At 71.7% G+C, this 16,110-nt stretch carries 13 protein-coding genes; 10 read left to right on the top strand and 3 right to left on the bottom strand.

All coding sequences use genetic code 11. The features are described 5' to 3' along the window. The first annotated feature begins 112 nt into the window (after positions 1-112). The 7 genes from gltB (at position 113) to Vqi01_RS02075 (ending at position 12,202) form a co-directional block, all read left to right on the top strand. Positions 113-4,912: a glutamate synthase large subunit gene (gene gltB, locus Vqi01_RS02105; RefSeq protein ID WP_204032459.1), complete on the top strand. Its 4,800-nt coding sequence runs from the start codon at positions 113-115 to the stop codon at positions 4,910-4,912. Further along, positions 4,905-6,359: a glutamate synthase subunit beta gene (locus tag Vqi01_RS02100; RefSeq protein ID WP_204032457.1), complete on the top strand. Its 1,455-nt coding sequence runs from the start codon at positions 4,905-4,907 to the stop codon at positions 6,357-6,359. Before gltB ends, Vqi01_RS02100 begins: the two co-directional genes overlap by 8 nt. Positions 6,360-6,651: 292 nt before the next feature. Beyond that, positions 6,652-9,294 carry an FtsK/SpoIIIE domain-containing protein gene (locus Vqi01_RS02095; RefSeq protein WP_204032456.1) on the top strand — a complete coding sequence of 881 codons (2,643 nt, stop codon included), beginning with the start codon at positions 6,652-6,654 and terminating at the stop codon, positions 9,292-9,294. A gap of 2 nt (positions 9,295-9,296) precedes the next feature. Further along, complete coding sequence (locus tag Vqi01_RS31225; protein ID WP_204032454.1) at positions 9,297-10,202, top strand: hypothetical protein; 906 nt, start codon at positions 9,297-9,299, stop codon at positions 10,200-10,202. Positions 10,203-10,391: 189 nt separating this feature from the next. Further along, positions 10,392-11,351 (top strand): PDDEXK family nuclease, encoded by a 960-nt coding sequence (locus tag Vqi01_RS02085; RefSeq protein ID WP_204032452.1) that lies wholly within the window; start codon positions 10,392-10,394, stop codon positions 11,349-11,351. Positions 11,352-11,492: 141 nt separating this feature from the next. Next, the gene (locus Vqi01_RS02080; protein WP_204032450.1) at positions 11,493-11,756 is read left to right on the top strand and encodes a DUF6244 family protein; all 264 of its coding nucleotides are present in this window, start codon (positions 11,493-11,495) and stop codon (positions 11,754-11,756) included. Between the two features lie 14 nt (positions 11,757-11,770). Beyond that, positions 11,771-12,202 (top strand): hypothetical protein, encoded by a 432-nt coding sequence (locus tag Vqi01_RS02075; protein WP_204032449.1) that lies wholly within the window; start codon positions 11,771-11,773, stop codon positions 12,200-12,202. Between the two features lie 21 nt (positions 12,203-12,223). Here Vqi01_RS02075 and Vqi01_RS02070 read toward each other — a convergent pair whose 3' ends face one another. After that, on the bottom strand, positions 12,224-12,481 hold the full coding sequence (locus Vqi01_RS02070; protein WP_204032447.1) for a flavin reductase: 258 nt from the start codon (positions 12,479-12,481) through the stop codon (positions 12,224-12,226). Continuing rightward, positions 12,478-12,840, bottom strand: coding sequence for a hypothetical protein (locus tag Vqi01_RS02065; protein ID WP_372444292.1), 363 nt, complete (start codon positions 12,838-12,840; stop codon positions 12,478-12,480). Before Vqi01_RS02065 ends, Vqi01_RS02070 begins: the two co-directional genes overlap by 4 nt. Positions 12,841-13,044: 204 nt before the next feature. Between Vqi01_RS02065 and Vqi01_RS02060 the strand changes: the two genes are divergently transcribed. Beyond that, a complete protein-coding gene (locus tag Vqi01_RS02060) occupies positions 13,045-13,791 on the top strand; it encodes a DUF5753 domain-containing protein (RefSeq protein ID WP_204032445.1) in 747 nt (248 codons plus the stop codon). Further along, the gene (locus tag Vqi01_RS02055) at positions 13,779-13,973 is read left to right on the top strand and encodes a DUF397 domain-containing protein (RefSeq protein ID WP_204032444.1); all 195 of its coding nucleotides are present in this window, start codon (positions 13,779-13,781) and stop codon (positions 13,971-13,973) included. The genes Vqi01_RS02060 and Vqi01_RS02055 overlap by 13 nt, the downstream gene beginning before the upstream one ends. A 233-nt stretch (positions 13,974-14,206) precedes the next feature. On the opposite strand, the gene Vqi01_RS02050 is transcribed toward Vqi01_RS02055, so the two are convergent. Continuing rightward, on the bottom strand, positions 14,207-14,764 hold the full coding sequence (locus Vqi01_RS02050) for a hypothetical protein (RefSeq protein WP_204032442.1): 558 nt from the start codon (positions 14,762-14,764) through the stop codon (positions 14,207-14,209). Between the two features lie 174 nt (positions 14,765-14,938). On the opposite strand from Vqi01_RS02050, the gene Vqi01_RS02045 reads away from it, so the two are divergent. Beyond that, positions 14,939-15,739: a TerC family protein gene (locus Vqi01_RS02045; protein ID WP_204032440.1), complete on the top strand. Its 801-nt coding sequence runs from the start codon at positions 14,939-14,941 to the stop codon at positions 15,737-15,739. The last annotated feature ends 371 nt before the right edge of the window (positions 15,740-16,110 follow it).

Here is a 16,110-nt window from a genome sequence, read left to right as displayed (position 1 = left end):
GATCAATCTGTCCGGGCCTTGCGAAATGGGCCCTAACGTAGAGTCAATAGACCAATCAAGGGCCAACGTCGTCCCGACCAATGAATGAACTTGAGTGACGACAGGAGGCCCGATGGCCTTTGCTGCCTATTCACACCGCCTTCATCCGGCGTCCGGATCAGGCCAACCAACATCCCCGGCCGGCCTCTACGACGGCGCCCACGAACACGACGCGTGCGGGGTGGCCTTCGTGGCCGACCTGCACGGCCGACGCTCCCACACGGTGGTCGCGGGCGGCCTCGGCGCGCTTCGCCGGCTTGACCACCGCGGTGCCCGGGGCGCCGAACCGAACACCGGTGACGGCGCGGGCATCATGATTCAGGTGCCGGACGCGTTCCTGCGCGCGGTGGTGGACTTCCCACTGCCCCCGCCCGGCGCGTACGCCACCGGCCTGGTCTTCCTCCCCGACGACGACGCGGCCGAGGCCCGTGCCCGGCAGGTGGTCGAGAAGTACGCCCTGGTCGAGGGCGCGGACCTGCTCGGCTGGCGGGACGTCCCGGTCGACCCGTCCGACCTCGGCGCGACGGCGCTGGCCGTGATGCCCCGGGTGCGACAGCTCTTCCTCGCCGCGCACCGGCTCACCGACACCGCCGCCGGCCCGGCCGGTGCTCCGCTGCGCGGCATCGAGCTGGAGCGGGTCGCTTTCTGCGTACGCAAGCAGGCCGAGCGGGAGTCCGCCGAGCGGGGCGTGCCGGCGTACTTCCCTTCGCTGTCCGGGCGGACCATGGTCTACAAGGGCATGCTCACCCCGGACCAGCTACCCGCCTTCTATCCCGACCTGACCGACGAGCGGGTGGACAGCGCCATCGCCCTGGTCCACTCCCGATTCTCCACCAACACTTTTCCGTCCTGGCCGCTGGCGCACCCGTTCCGGTTCATCGCCCACAATGGCGAGATCAACACCATCCGTGGCAACCGGAACTGGATGCAGGCCCGCGAGGCTCTCCTGCGCACCCCGGACCTGCCCGGCAACATCCGCCGAATATTCCCGATCTGCACTCCGGCCGCCTCTGACTCGGCCAACTTCGACGAGGTCCTCGAGCTGCTGCACCTGGCCGGCCGCAGCCTGCCGCACGCGGTGCTGATGATGATCCCCGAAGCGTGGGAGAACGACCCGAACATGGCCCCGGACAGGGTGGCCTTCTACCGATTCCACGCGAGCCTGATGGAGCCCTGGGACGGCCCGGCCTCGGTCGCCTTCACCGACGGCGAGATCGTCGGCGCGGTGCTCGACCGCAACGGCCTGCGGCCGGGCCGCTGGTGGCAGACCGCCGACGGGCTGGTGGTGCTGGGCAGCGAGGCGGGCGTGCTCGACCTCGACCCGACGACCGTGATCGCCAAGGGGCGGCTCCAACCCGGCAAGATGTTCCTGGTCGACACCACGACCGGCCGGATCGTGCACGACGACGAGATCAAGACCGAGCTGGCCACCGCCGAGCCGTACGCCGACTGGCTGCACGCCGGGCTGATCGAGCTGGACGACCTGCCAGCCCGCGAGCACATCGTCTACACCCACGACTCGGTCCGCCGGCGGCAGCAGACCTTCGGCTACACCGAGGAGGAGCTGAAGATCCTGCTCGCGCCGATGGCCCGCACCGGCGCGGAGCCGATCGGCTCGATGGGCACCGACACCCCGATCGCCCCGCTGTCGACCCGGCCGCGGCTGCTCTACGACTACTTCCACCAGCTCTTCGCCCAGGTCACCAATCCGCCGCTCGACGCGATCCGTGAGGAGTTGGTGACCAGCCTGACCTCGACCATCGGCCCGGAGGGCAACCTGCTCGACCCCGGCCCGGCCAGCTGCCGCCAGATCGTGCTGCCCTACCCGGTGGTCGACAACGACGAGCTGGCCAAGATCCTCTCCATCGACGAGGACGGTGACCTGCTCGGGTTCAAGGCGGTCCGGGTTTCCGGGCTCTACCGGAAACGCGACGGCGGAGCCGGGATCAAGGCCCGGCTGGTCGAGATCTGCCGGCACGTCTCCGAGGCGATCGAGGACGGCGTACGGATCCTGATCCTCTCCGACCGGGACTCCAACGCCGACCTCGCCCCGATCCCGTCGCTGCTGCTCACCGCGGCGGTGCACCAGCACCTGGTCCGCGAGCAGACCCGGACCCAGGTCGCGCTGATCGTCGAGTCCGGCGACTGCCGCGAGGTGCACCACGTGGCGGTGCTGCTCGGCTACGGCGCGGCGGCGGTCAACCCGTACCTCGCCTTCGAGTCGGTAGAGGACATGATCTCCACCGGTGCGCTGACCGGTGTCGAGCCGCGCACCGCGGTACGCAACTACGTCAAGGCGCTCGGCAAGGGCCTCCTCAAGATCATGTCCAAGATGGGCATTTCCACCGTGTCGTCGTACTGCGGTGCCCAGGTCTTCGAGGCGATCGGGCTGGACACCCTCCTGGTCGAGCGTTATTTCCGGGGCACCGCGAGCGCGATCAGCGGCATCGGGCTCGAAGGAATCCACGCCGAGGTGACCTTGCGGCACGAGCTGGCCTGGCCGGCGGGCGCCGACCCGCCCGCCCGACTGCCCTTGGGCGGTGAATACCAGTGGCGCCGCGAAGGTGAGCTGCACCTGTTCAACCCGGAGACGGTCTTCCTGCTCCAGCACGCCACCCGCAACGGCCAGTACGACGTGTTCCGCACCTACACCTCCAAAGTAGACGAGCTGGCCGCCGGAAGCGGTTCGCTGCGCGGGCTGATCCGGCTGCGTACCGGCGTCCTGCCGGCGGTGCCGATCGACGAGGTCGAACCGGCCAGCGAGATCGTCAAACGGTTCGCCACCGGCGCCATGTCATACGGGTCGATCTCAGCCGAGTCGCACGAGACCCTCGCGATCGCGATGAACCGCCTCGGTGGCAAGTCCAACACCGGCGAGGGCGGCGAGGACGTCGAGCGCCTGCACGACCCGGCCCGCCGTTCCGCAGTCAAGCAGATCGCCAGCGGCCGGTTCGGCGTCACCAGCGAATACCTGGTCAACGCCGACGACCTCCAAATCAAGATGGCCCAGGGGGCCAAACCGGGCGAGGGCGGGCAGCTGCCCGGCAACAAGGTGTGGCCGTGGATCGCCCGGACCCGGCACGCCACCCCGGGCGTCGGCCTGATCTCACCGCCGCCGCACCACGACATCTACTCCATCGAGGACCTCGCCCAGCTGGTGCACGACCTCAAGTGCGTCAACCCGGCGGCCCGGGTGCACGTCAAGCTGGTCAGCGAGGTCGGCGTCGGGACCGTCGCCGCCGGGGTGGCCAAACTCAAGGCCGACGTCATCCTGATCTCCGGCCACGACGGCGGCACCGGTGCCTCCCCGCTGAACTCGCTCAAGCACGCCGGCACCCCATGGGAACTGGGCCTGGCCGAGGCACAGCAGACGCTGCTGCTCAACCGGCTGCGCGACCGGGTCACCGTGCAGGTCGACGGCCAGCTCAAGACCGGCCGGGACGTGATCGTCGCCGCGCTGCTCGGCGCCGAGGAGTTCGGCTTCGCCACCGCCCCGCTGATCGTCTCCGGCTGCGTGATGATGCGCGTCTGCCACCTGGACACCTGCCCGGTCGGCATCGCCACCCAGAACCCGGTGCTGCGCGAGCGGTTCACCGGCAAGCCGGAGTTCGTGGAGAACTTCTTCCTCTTCCTGGCCGAGGAGATCCGCGGCTACCTGGCCGAGCTGGGCCTGCGCAGCATCGACGAGGCGATCGGCCGCACCGAGCTGCTCGACGTCGCCCCGGCGATCGAGCACTGGAAGGCCGGCGGGCTCGACCTGCGCCGCGTACTGCACCTGCCGGAGCTGCCCGAGGGCACGGCCCGCCGAGGCGTACGGGCCCAGGACCACGGCCTGGAACTGGCCCTGGACAACGAGCTGATCGCCCTGGCCGAGCCGGCGCTGCGCGAGCCGACCGACGACGAGCCGGTCACCCGGGTGCGGGCCGAGGTGGCGATCCGCAACGAACACCGCAGCGTCGGCGCCATGCTCGGCGGCGAAGTGACCCGCCGACACGGCGGCGCCGGGCTGCCCGCCGACACCATCGAGTTCACCCTGCGCGGCACCGCCGGGCAGTCCTTCGGCGCATTCCTGCCGCGCGGGGTCACCCTGCGCCTGTACGGCGACGCCAACGACTACGTCGGCAAGGGGCTCTGCGGCGGCCGGCTGGTGGTCCGGCCGGACCCGGCGGCGCCGTTCACCTCCGCCGACGCCGCGCCGGGTGGCCGCGCCGAGGACCAGATCATCGCTGGCAACACCATCCTGTACGGCGCCACCTCCGGCGAGGTCTTCCTCCGCGGCCGGGTGGGGGAGCGGTTCGCGGTGCGCAACTCCGGCGCGGTGACTGTCGTCGAGGGGGTCGGCGACCACGGCTGCGAGTACATGACCGGCGGCACGGTGGTGGTGCTCGGTGGATGCGGGCGCAACTTCGCCGCCGGCATGTCCGGCGGCACCGCCTTCGTCTGGAACCTCGTCCGCCGGCTGGTCAACACCGAGCTGGTCGACCTCTGCGCGCCGAGCGAGCCGGAGCGCGCCCGGCTGCACGAACTGGTGCAGCGGCACTTCGCCGAGACCGACTCGGCGGTCGCCGAGGCACTGCTCAAACGCTGGCCCGAGGCGGTGGAGGAGTTCACCGCCGTGGTCCCCCGGGACTACCGCCGGGTGTTGGAGATCATGCAGGCCGCCGAAGCCGCCGGCCAGGACGTCGACGACGCGGTGATGAACGCACTGGCGACACCGGCCGCCCCGGCGGCGCGGTCCGCGCCCGCCGACGCCTCCGCGCCGGTCCCGCCCGACGACGCACCGGTCCCGCCCGACGACGCACCGGTCCCGCCCGCGGATGCGCCGGTCCCGCCCGCCCGGCGGGCGGTCGCGCAGGAGGTGCCCCGTGCCTGACCCGAGCGGTTTCCTGCGCTACGGCCGGCGGCTGCCGGCCCGCCGGCCCGTGCCGGTACGCATCAGCGACTGGCGGGAGGTCTACCCGCCGGCCGGTGCGGAGCTGATCCGCGAACAGGCCACCCGCTGCATGGACTGCGGCATCCCGTTCTGCCACGACGGATGCCCACTGGGCAACCGCATCCCGGACTGGAACGACCTGATCCGCACCGGCAACTGGGACGCGGCCGTGGAGGCGCTGCACGCCACCAACAACTTCCCCGAGTTCACCGGCCGGCTCTGCCCGGCGCCCTGCGAGGCCGCCTGCGTACTCGGCATCGCCGGCGGCGATCCGGTGACCATCAAACAGGTCGAGGTGGAGATCGCTGACGCGGCCGTGGCCGGCGGCCTGCCGCCGCGTCCGGCGTCGGCCTCGTCCGGCCGGTCGGTCGCCGTGGTCGGCTCCGGTCCGGCCGGGCTCGCCGCCGCGCAGCAACTGGCCCGCGCCGGTCACGCCGTGACCGTGTACGAGCGCGACGACGCGATCGGTGGCCTGCTGCGCTACGGCATCCCCGACTTCAAGCTGGAGAAGCGGCACCTCGACGCCCGGCTGGCGCAGCTCTCGGCCGAGGGCGTCGTCTTCCGCACCGGGGTGAACATCGGCATCGACGTCACCGCCGCACAGCTACGCGACCGGCACGACGCGGTGCTGCTGGCCTGCGGCGCCCTGCACGGTCGGGACACCGACACCCCCGGCCGGCAACTGCGCGGCGTGCACCAGGCGATGGCGCACCTGGTGGCGGCGAACCGTGTGGTCGCGGCGGCCGGCGAGGGCCGTCCCGCCCCGGCCACCCTGCCGGACGGCACGCCGATCGACGCGGCCGGCAAACACGTGGTCATCATCGGTGGCGGCGACACCGCGGCCGACTGCCTCGGCGTGGCCCACCGGCAGGGCGCAGCCGGCGTACACCAGCTGGACCTGTACCCGCAGCCGCCGAGACAGCGCGACGAGGCCCGCGACCCGTGGCCGACCTGGCCGTGGATCCTGCGCGAATACCCGGCGCACGAGGAGGGCGGCGAGCGGGTCTTCGCCGTGGCGGTGCAGGAGTTCGTCGACGACGGCACCGGCGCCGTCCGGGCGGTACGCATCGCCGAGGTGACCGTGGAGAAGCGTGACGGCCGGCGTATCGTCACCCCGCTGCCGGGCACCGAGCGGGAACTCCCCGCCGACCTGGTGCTGCTGGCGATCGGCTTCGAGGGCACCGAGGAGCAGCCGCTGCTGGCTCAGTTCGGGGTGTCCCGCAACGCCCGCGGCGCCGTCGACGCCGGCCCGGACTGGCAGACCGGCGCCGACGGCGTCTTCGTCGCCGGCGACATGCACCGGGGCGCGTCGCTGATCGTCTGGGCGATCGCCGAGGGCCGCGCCGCCGCCGCCGCGATCCACGCCCACCTCGGCGGCCCCGTGTAAGGAAGGGCCCCCTTTTAACGCCTCGTGTATAGCAAGGGTCCCTTGTTAACAGTCTCGGTTGACAAGGGACCCTTGTTCCACTGTGGCAACGCCGGCCAGGTCGCCCCGCCACCTGCGAGCGCGCACCCTGATCCGTCGACCAGAGCGCGCACCCTGACCGGTTGACCAGCGCGCACCCTGACCCGTCGACCAGGCCGCCGGACACGTCGGGCTCGTCAGACTGTGCCGGTGCCCTGGACGTCCGTTAGGGTTCTCTGCGGACCAGGCGGCGCTCGGCGGTGAGGGGCAGAGGTTGGGCAGGCTCGCGTCGACGTACGGGCATGCGATCGCCGCTCATCACGCGGCCCGGGCACACCTCGACGCGGCCCGCGCGGCGTTGCGCTCGGCCGGCGTCCCGGACACCCCGGACCCCGACCCCGAGATCATCGCGCGGCTGGCCCGGGTGGGCGACGCGCTGGCCACGCCGGTCCCGAACACTCCGCTGGCTCGTCAGCCGGTGCCGGTACGCGTGGGCGCCGCCGTCACCACCGGCGGCGGATTCCCCGTCCTGCTCCCGCTCGGCGGCGGGCACCACCTGGCGATCGACGCCGACGGCCGCGAACCGGCGGTGGCGGCGCTGCTGCGGGCCCTGGTGCTGCGGCTGCTGGCCATCGCGCCACCCGGCGGCGTACGGGTGGTCGGGCTGGACACCGCCGCGCTCGGCGCCGCCTTCGGACCGCTGCGCCCGCTGCTCGACACGGGCGTCATCGACGCTCCGGCCACGACCGAGGCGGAGGTCGTCGCCGTGCTCGACGCGGCGGAACGGCACGCCCGCGCTGCCCACCAGGCCGACCGCCCGGACCAGGAACTCCTGGTGCTGGTCGCCACCGCCACGCCGCCGCCCCGGGAGGCGGCCCGCCTCGCCGCGCTGACCCACGCCGGTCCGGCGGCGGCGGTCTGCGTCCTGCTCGCCGGTTGGCCGTCCGGCGAGCCGGCTTCCCGGCCGGGCGCCGCCACCGATCCGGCTCCCCGGTTGGGGGCCACCACCATGCTGCGGTTGACCAACCGCCACGCCCACGTCAGCGACCCGCCCACCGCGCCGTTCAGCACCGACGGCAGCGGTCTCGCCGCGCCGGTGCTGCTCGACGGCGACCCGCCGCCGGCCTCGGTCGCCGCCCTAGCTCAACATCTCGGGCAGGCCGCGCGGCGCGGCGGCACGGTCGACTTCGCCGACCTGCTGCCGGGGAAGCGCTGGGCCGGCTCGGCCCGCGCCGGGCTGCGTACCGTGGTGGGCCGGGCCGAACGGGACACCTTCGCCATGGCGTTCGACGACGCCACACCACACTGGCTGATCGGGGGGCGGACCGGTGCCGGCAAGACGGTGTTCCTGCTCGACGTCCTCTACGGACTGGCCGCCCGCTATTCGCCGGCCGAGCTGCAGCTCTACCTGCTCGACTTCAAGGAGGGCGTGAGCTTCACCGAGTTCGTCCCCACCGGCCGGGACCCGTCCTGGCTGCCGCACGCCCGCGCCGTCGGCATCGAGAGCGACCGCGAGTACGGCGTGGCCGTGCTGCGCGAACTGCGTCGGGAACTGAACCGGCGGGCCACCGCGCTCAAGCGCCACGGCGTCACCAAACTCGCCGACCTGCCCGCCGACACCGCCGTGCCTCGCATCGTCGCGGTGATCGACGAGTTCCAGGTGCTGCTCGCCGGCAACGACCCGATCGCCCGCGAATCGGTGAACCTGCTGGAGGAGTTGGCCCGCAAGGGCCGCTCGTACGGCGTACACCTGGTGCTCGCCAGCCAGAGCACGACGGGCATCGAAGCGCTCTACGGTCGCGCCGAGGCGGTCTTCGGTCAGTTCGCGTTGCGGGTGGCGCTGCCCGGCGGCGGGGGAGTGCTCGACCAGCTCAACGACGCGGCGGCGACCCTGCCGGTCGGCTCCGCCGTGGTCAACACCGCCGCCGGCGCGTCCGGCGCGAACACCGTGATCCGCTTCCCGGACGCCTCCGCCTCCGCCGGTGAGCTGGCCCGGCTGCGGCACGAGCTGTGGCAGGCCCGCCCGGCCGGGTCCCGGCCGCCGTCGGTGTTCCGGGGGTACGACACCGCCCGCGTCGAGGACGACTCCACCTTCACCGGGCTGCGTCCCGGCGGCCGGCGTCCCCTCGCGCTGGTCGGCCGGACGGTCGACGTGGACGGCACCAGCGCGCTGTTCATCATGGACACCGCCCCCGGCCGGCACCTGGCCGCGGTGGGCACCTCCGCCGTCGGCGCCGAGGTGCTGCGCGCCGCGGCGCTGAGCCTGGCCCGGCAGCACGCCCCGGGCGAGGCGGCCTTCCTGCTCGCCCCCCTGGTCGCCGCCGCCGACTCGGCCGCTGACGACACCGCCGCCGCTCTGGCCGCCGCCGGTCACCTGGTCGAGCGTCTAGACGCCGTCGCCCTGCGCGCCAACCTCGGCCTGCTCGCCAGCACCTCCGCCGGACGAGCCGCCAGCGCACCCGGGACGGGATCCGCCGGGATGGGATCCGCCGGGATGGGATCCGCCGGGACGGCCGGGGACGGTGACTCGTCGGGGCGTACCTACCTGGTGGTCTTCGGGATGGACGCCGCCGCCGGGCTGCTCGCCGAGACCGATCCCACGACGTTCCGCTCCGGCCACGACGACCTGCGCACCCTGCTGCGACAGGGCCCCGGCCACGGGGTGCACCTGCTCGGCTGGTGGCGCGGGCTGCGCCGGCTCGCCGACGACCTCGGCGGTACGCAGAACCGCGACGACGTCGCCTGCCTGATCGCGTTGAACGTGCCCGGCGCCGACCTGGGCCTGCACCTGGGCGTGCACGACCTGGCGTACACCCCCCGTGCCGACCGGGCACTGTTGGTCGACCGGCACGACCAGCGGGTCAAACTGATCGTGCCGTTCGCCCGGGACGGGCACACCTCCGACGGGCAGGAGTGAGCGTGTCCACCTTCGACGAGTACGCCGCGCTGGCCCGTCACCTGGCCGCCCAGCAGCGCGCCGGCGAGCAGGGCGCCGCCGCCGAGGCGGAACGCCGACGCGACCTGCACGCCGCCGTGGAATACCTGGACCGGCGGCTCGTCGCCCAGGGCCAGCGCCTCGACCATCTCGGCCGCACGATCGGCAGCCCGCCGGGCATCCCCGCCCCGGTGCCGCCGGGTGCCCCGCCGTCACCCGGGCCGGGTGCTTCGCCGTCACCTGCGCCGGGTCCCGGGGGCGGGCCGCCCTCGCCGCCGTCGGGACCGGTGTCGGTGGGATACCCGGACAATGGCCCGGAACCGGGGACGGGGTCGACCGGCGGCGCAGCCGCCGCGCCGGGGCGGCCGGGAGTCGGGGCGTACGCCCAGCCGGGTGGCGAGGACGCGGACCGGGCGTTGCCGGTGGCGGTGAGTGCGACGGCGGCCGGGGTGCCGGCCCAGCGCACCGGCCAGGTCGACCCGGCGACGGAGCTGGAGTTGGCGCGGCGCTGGGCCGACGAGGCCGACCGGCACGCGCAGCAGGCGGAGCTGCTCGCCCAGCGGCCGGCGCTGCTACCCACCTGGTCGCCGATGGCCCGCGCGGTCGCCGTCTACCTCGGCTTCGCCGGCGCCTCGGTGGTGCTCATGCTGCTCATGGTGCTCGCCTCCGGGGTCGGGGTGGTCGACGGCTTCACCCTCTACGCCTGGATGTGCGCCGGCCTGCCCGCCGTCTCCCTGGTCGGCGGCTGGGTGGTGCTCGGCCGCTGGGGTCGGCCCGCCGTCGGGGCCGCCACTGCGCCCCGCTATCCGGTGCTCGGCTTCCTGCTCTGCTTCCTGGCCGTCCCGTTGGCCTACTGCGGCTACCTGCTGCTTTTCCGCGCCCTGCGCTGAGGCTGGGCCGGTCAGCTCGCGGCTGGGCCCTTCCTCGCCCTGTCCGCGCAACGTCGGTCGAGCGTCCTTCTGAATCTTGGAAACGTACCGTTGGCTGCGAACGGTACGTTTCCAAGATTGACGGCTTTGGCGTTGCTGCTGTCCAAGATCTGATGGTGTTGACGGTGCAGGGCGGGGCACGGTCGGCGGATGGTGTTCCGCCTTCCGGACGAAGACTCTGATGCGCTGCAATGGCTGATGTTCGAGCAGGCCGGTGTGCTCACCACCAGTCAGGCCCGTTCCGTGCTGACCGAGGGGACGGTACGGGGTCTGGTGCGCTCGGGGCGTTGGCGCTCGGTGGGTCGGGGTCTGTTGCTTGCCGGCAACGGTCGGCTGACCCGGGATCAACAGTTGTGGCTCGCCGTGCTCGCCGCTGGTTCGGGTGCGGTGCTCGCGGGTGTCACCGCGGCGGCCGAGTCCGGGGTTCGTGGGCTGCGGTCCGAGCCGCTGCACGTGTTGGTGCCGGCGTCCCGACGGGTCGGGCGTAGCGGCCTGCGCCGGTTGCCGATCGACATGGCCGCCGTGGTGGTGCATCGCAGCACGGTACTGCCCGAGGACCACCTTCAGGTCGGCCGGCCACCCCGGACGGCGACCGCCCGTGCCCTGGTCGACGCGGCGGGATGGGCACCGACGGTACGCGAGGCGCAGCAGGTGCTGGCGGCTGGGTGTCAGCAGCGGCGGGTGTTGCCCGAGGAGGTGAGCGCTGTGCTGCGGCGGATGCCTCGGACGCCCCGGCGGCGGCTGATCCGGCAGACCATCGATGATATTGCCGGTGGCGCACAGGCACTCAGTGAGATCGATTTCGTCCGGCTCTGCCGTCGAGCCGGGCTGCCCCGGCCCGACCTTCAGCAACACCGGACAGACGCGGCCGGACGCACCCGCTGGCTGGACGCGTACTGGCGGGAGTGGCGGGTGCACGTGGAGATCGACGGCGCACACCACATGGACGTACGTCAGTGGACGGCTGACATGCAGCGGCAGAACGACATTTGGACGGCGGGCGACCGCATCCTCCGCTTTCCTGCCTGGCTGGTACGAGCCCACCCCGACCAGGTCGCCGATACGGTCCGCCGTGCCCTGATCGCCGCCGGTTGGCGACCGCAGTTGTAGATCTTGGAATTCTCCGTCAGCTAACGGGAAGGTCCCAAGATCTGCGCCTGGTGGGCGCTCCGCGGATTCCGTACGCTCCTGTGTGGCCGCTGCTGGTGCGAGGCGAGCGGCCATCGTGAGGCGGCAACTCGGGAGGGGCGTGTGAGCGCAGCGGAGATGATTGCCAGGCTGGCGGCAGCCGTGCAGAAGCTGGAAGAGGCGAAGGCGAAGACGGCCGCCGCCGCCCAGGACGCGGCCGAGGCACGCCAACTCGTCGCGGGCGCGTTGCAGGGCGCTGCCGCCGGCCCGCTGATCAGCATGATCGATTCCTACCGGCAGGCGCTGGCGCAGGCAGCCCAGGGCAATGAGCCCGCCAGGCAGCAGGTCCAGGAAACGATCACCAAGGTCCGCGCGCTCGGCAATTGAGCACTGGAGGCGGGATGAGCGACGGCATGCGCGACGGCGGGGTGTTGGACGGGTTCCACATCGGGTACGTGCCCGCCGAGGCGGGCGAGGAGGTCTCCGACTTCGCCAGCGAGTGGGAGGATGTCCACTTCGCCTCGCGTGTGTGGGAACGGCAAACCGACGACGGTTACCGGGCTGACCTGCGGGTTCATGTGCTGCGCGGAGAGCGGCTGACGGACCTTGAGGCCCTGCGCGCCTTCCTCGTCGACTACCACGAACGCGACGCCGAGACTTGGACCCTGCGCGATTTCTTTCATGGCGCTGTCACCGGGCTTCGGGATGAGAGCCACGCCTTCTGGCTGGCCGCCCCGGGCGTGGGGGTGAGCGTACTGATCGATCCGGAATGCCTCGACGGCGAGGCCCTCATGTCGGTTTCCCTCGCCGTGCTGCCTGCCCGTGATGGATAACACCTGCGCACGTAGTCGATGTCATGGTGCGGAGCGGACCGGTACCCAGTCGGTGAACCGTTGGTGCAGGTTCGCCGGGTAGGTGCCCGGGTTGAGCTGGGCGAGTTGTTCGGCGGCCTCCTCGCGCAGCGTCACGAGATGGACCATGAGTCCGGGCATGTTGCCCTCGTACTGTGCGAGCAGGCGCAGCTTCGCCGGGGAGCACGGCCAGGCGATGCCGCAGGCCCGGCAGCGCCACGTCGGGCGGGACGGTACGTGCTCGCGGCGGGGTGCACTCACCGGTCGGCCCGCGTCGTGTTGCGCCGAACCGGGTCACGGCGCGGGGCGTCGGACGGCTGGGTGGGGCGCAGACCGTCGGGTCGTACGAACAACTCGCGTCGCTCGGTCGCGTCGCCTTTCGCGTTCAGCACGTAGACGTCGAGCCAGGTCCAGCCGTGGTAGGTGTGCCGCTCGGTCCGTTCCCGGATCACCCGTACCGTGATCGGCCGCCCGAACTGCGGCGACGCCGAACGGGTCAGCAGGTACACCCCGGGGGTGACCCGGGGCGTGCCGTCGGGGCGGCGATCGGGGGTCGCGGCAGCCGGGCGGGTCACCCAGCGGGAGGCGGGAGCGGCATTCGCGGGTCTCGGCACAGACATGGGACCTCCTCGATCAACCGGAAATGTTCGGGGCCGCCCCGAAGTTGTTGGCGGCTCGGCGCGGCCCTGGCGGCAGGGCAAGCGGGTTGCCGGGCCCGTTGTATGCGTCACCGCCTACGAGAACTGTGCCGAGGGTTGCGGTGCAGTAACACCGCGTAGGAGTCTGTATCTCGGACATCAGGGATGATGATGGTTGGGAGCGGGATGAACCGGGCTGTGCAGATCGCGATGGCAGAGGCAGGTCAGACGGCGGACAGCCTCGCGGCGCAGGTGGGAGTCGACCCGAAGACCGTCGCGCGGTGGGTCAGTCAGGATCGGGTGCCGCAGGTCCGGCACCGCGCGCTCGTGGCGGAGCTGCTTCGCAGAGACATGGCAGACCTCTGGCCGGACGCGCACCGGCGACGGGAACCGGCCTGGTTTCTGCCCTGGACACACATCGAGCGGGAAGCCGCCGGGCTGCGGTGTTACGAGTCGGCCGTGATCCCGGGCCTGCTCCAGACCGAGGCATACGCGCGTGCCGTGCTGGCCTGCGGGCCGCTGCTCGCCGATGCCGAGAGCCACGTCGCCATCCGGCTGGAGCGGCAGGCCGCGGTCTTCGAGAAGGCCCGGCCCCCGCTGGCGGTCTTCGTGATCGACGAGGCTGCGCTGCGCCGAGGCGTGCCGGAGATCATGGGGCCGCAGCTTGACCATCTGATGGCGATGGCGAGCCGGCCCAACCTCATGGTGCACGTGCTGCCGCTGGCCGCCGGGCTGCATCCGGGCCAGGCCGGGCCGTTCGTGATCGCCACGACAGGGGATGGCGAGGATGTCGGCTACCTGGACGATCAGGCGCAGGGAAGGGTCACGAACGAGGTTGCTCCACTCTGGGCGGTGTGGGATACCGTGAGATCGGTGGCGCTTCCGCGTGACCAGTCCCTCGACTTCCTGAGAGCGCGAGCATGGCTGACCTGACCGGCGCCCACTGGCGCAAGAGCACCCGTAGCAGTTCCAACGGCGGCAACTGCGTCGAGATCGCCGACAACCTGCCTGACGTCGTCGGCGTACGCGATTCAAAGGACCCGGCCGGGCCGGCCCTGACCTTCACCCCGACCGCCTGGCGGACCTTCGTCACCGGGGTCATCGAGCGGTCCTGACGCGTAAACCGTCCGGCCGTTGCGCGACAGCAGCGTCCGTAGTCTCAGGCCGCCGCTGCCACGTCATGCGCGGTAGCCACTGGCGCACCCCCTCTCCGAATCCCGGTCCTGCCTCCCACAAGCCTATCGGCCAGCTCGTCCTCAACGGTGGTGCCCGCCAGCTCGCCGGCACCTCGACGCGGCAGAGATCTTGTTGCGAAAGTGCCCTCGGGAGGGCGTTTTCGGACCAAGATCTACAGGGCGGGACGGGTGCGGGTGAGGGCTTCGACCTCGTCGAAGGTCGTGACGCGGTCGCACTCCTCGGGCGTCAGCTTGTTGATCAACGCTTTGGCTGCTTGCGCCTGTTTCGTGGTGGGTAGGAAACCGGCGACAAGATCGGGTAGGAGCAGTTCGTAGCCGACCCGCGCACGTGGGCTGTAGCGGGTGCGGTTGCGGGCGACCGCGAAGGAGACGCGGATGGCGTGCTCGTTGCCGGGCGGCACGTTCGGCCGGTCCGTCTCCCGGGCCGCGAAGCGCAGCTCGTGGTGGTAGGTGCACCGCCGGCAGGTGGCCGGCCCCCTGGCCAGGGTGACACCGCACTCCGTACAGCTCAGGCGGTCGAGGGCGGCGTCGACGACACGCCAGTCGTGCTCTTCGGGGTTGTCGACCACGAGCCAGCCCAGCGCCGTTTCGTCCGCGGTGCCGTGGGCGACGTCGAAGTCGCTGAGCAGGCGTGCCCAGGCCAGGTCGAGTTCCGCCTCGATCTGACCGATAGCCTGGGCCAGTAAGAGGCTGCGCCAAGTGCCGACCATGCCGTCGAGCATGGCTCAGCAAGCGGACGCCGCGGTACCAGTTTTGTTGCCGTCTGCGGCATGCCGCAGCCACGGGGTTGCGGGCGGGCGGTCGGCACGGTACGCCATTCGTGCGCAGATCAGCCGATGGCCCGGGTGCCGACCCGGCGGCCGGTCGTGAGAGTCGAGGATGGAATGGAGTTCTTGACCAGCCCTGAGCTGTGGATCGCGTTCGCGACCCTGCTCCTGCTGGAGATCGTGTTGGGCATCGACAACGTCGTGTTCATCTCGATTCTGTCCGGCCGGCTGCCCGAGCATCAGCAGGCTCGTGCCCGCACGATCGGCATCTCGCTCGCCCTGATCACGCGCCTGCTCCTGTTGGCCTCGCTGTCCTGGATCATCGGCCTGACCGCGCCGATGTTCACCGTGCTCGGGCAGGAGATCTCCGGGCGGGACCTGATACTCCTGCTCGGCGGGTTGTTCCTGCTCGGCAAGGCGACGTACGAGATCCACGAGCACCTGGAGGGCGGCGATCACGGGCAATCGGCCAGGAAGACCATCTCGTTCGGCGCGGTCATCGCGCAGATCCTGGTGCTGGACGTGGTCTTCTCGCTCGACTCGGTGATCACCGCCGTCGGCATGGTCAACGAACTCGCCATCATGGTGGCCGCCGTGGTCATCGCGATGATCATCATGCTGGTCTCCTCCGGGGCGGTCAGCAGATTCGTCAACCAGCACCCGACGGTCAAGATGCTGGCCCTGTCGTTCCTGCTGATCATCGGTGCGAGCCTGATCGCGGAAAGCTTCGACCAGCACATCCCGAAGGGCTACGTGTACGGGCCGATCGCCTTCTCGATCTTCGTGGAGTTCCTCAACCTGCGGGTCCGGGCACGCCAGCGCCGTCACGAGGCGCAGCCGGTGCAGCTGCACCCGACGTACGTGAAGAGCGGTTCGGCGCGACCGGAGCCCGAGCCGGAACCGACTCCGACCGCCTGACCCGCGCGGAGGCCGTTTCCCGGCCCGCGCGATGCGGGTCGGTGGGGCCGCCAGCACCGGATGCCGCACGCACCCTCGTCGGTGCGTGCGGCATCGTCCTTTGTGGACGCCGTCGGGTGACCTCGCCTGGCCAGGCCGTTGCTACCCGTGCGTAACTTTTCATTGACGTTTCCGGATTGTTGCCGGATCATCAACTCACGGTCGATCGGACACACCCACCTCCAACCCGGCAATCCCGGGCTCCCTCTTGGGAGGTGCAGCGATGCTGCTCCGAAAGGCTGTCCCCGTCCTCGCCCTCACCCTCGCCGCTGTGCTCGGCGCTCCCGCCGTCGCCTCCGCCGCCCCCGCCCGTCCCACCGTCCCCACCGGAA

Origin of the sequence: Micromonospora qiuiae (genome assembly GCF_016863555.1) — a bacterium.
Lineage (GTDB): Bacteria > Actinomycetota > Actinomycetes > Mycobacteriales > Micromonosporaceae > Micromonospora > Micromonospora qiuiae.
Note: the sequence above shows the minus strand (reverse complement) of the source record. Positions and strands in the feature narration are given on the sequence as shown.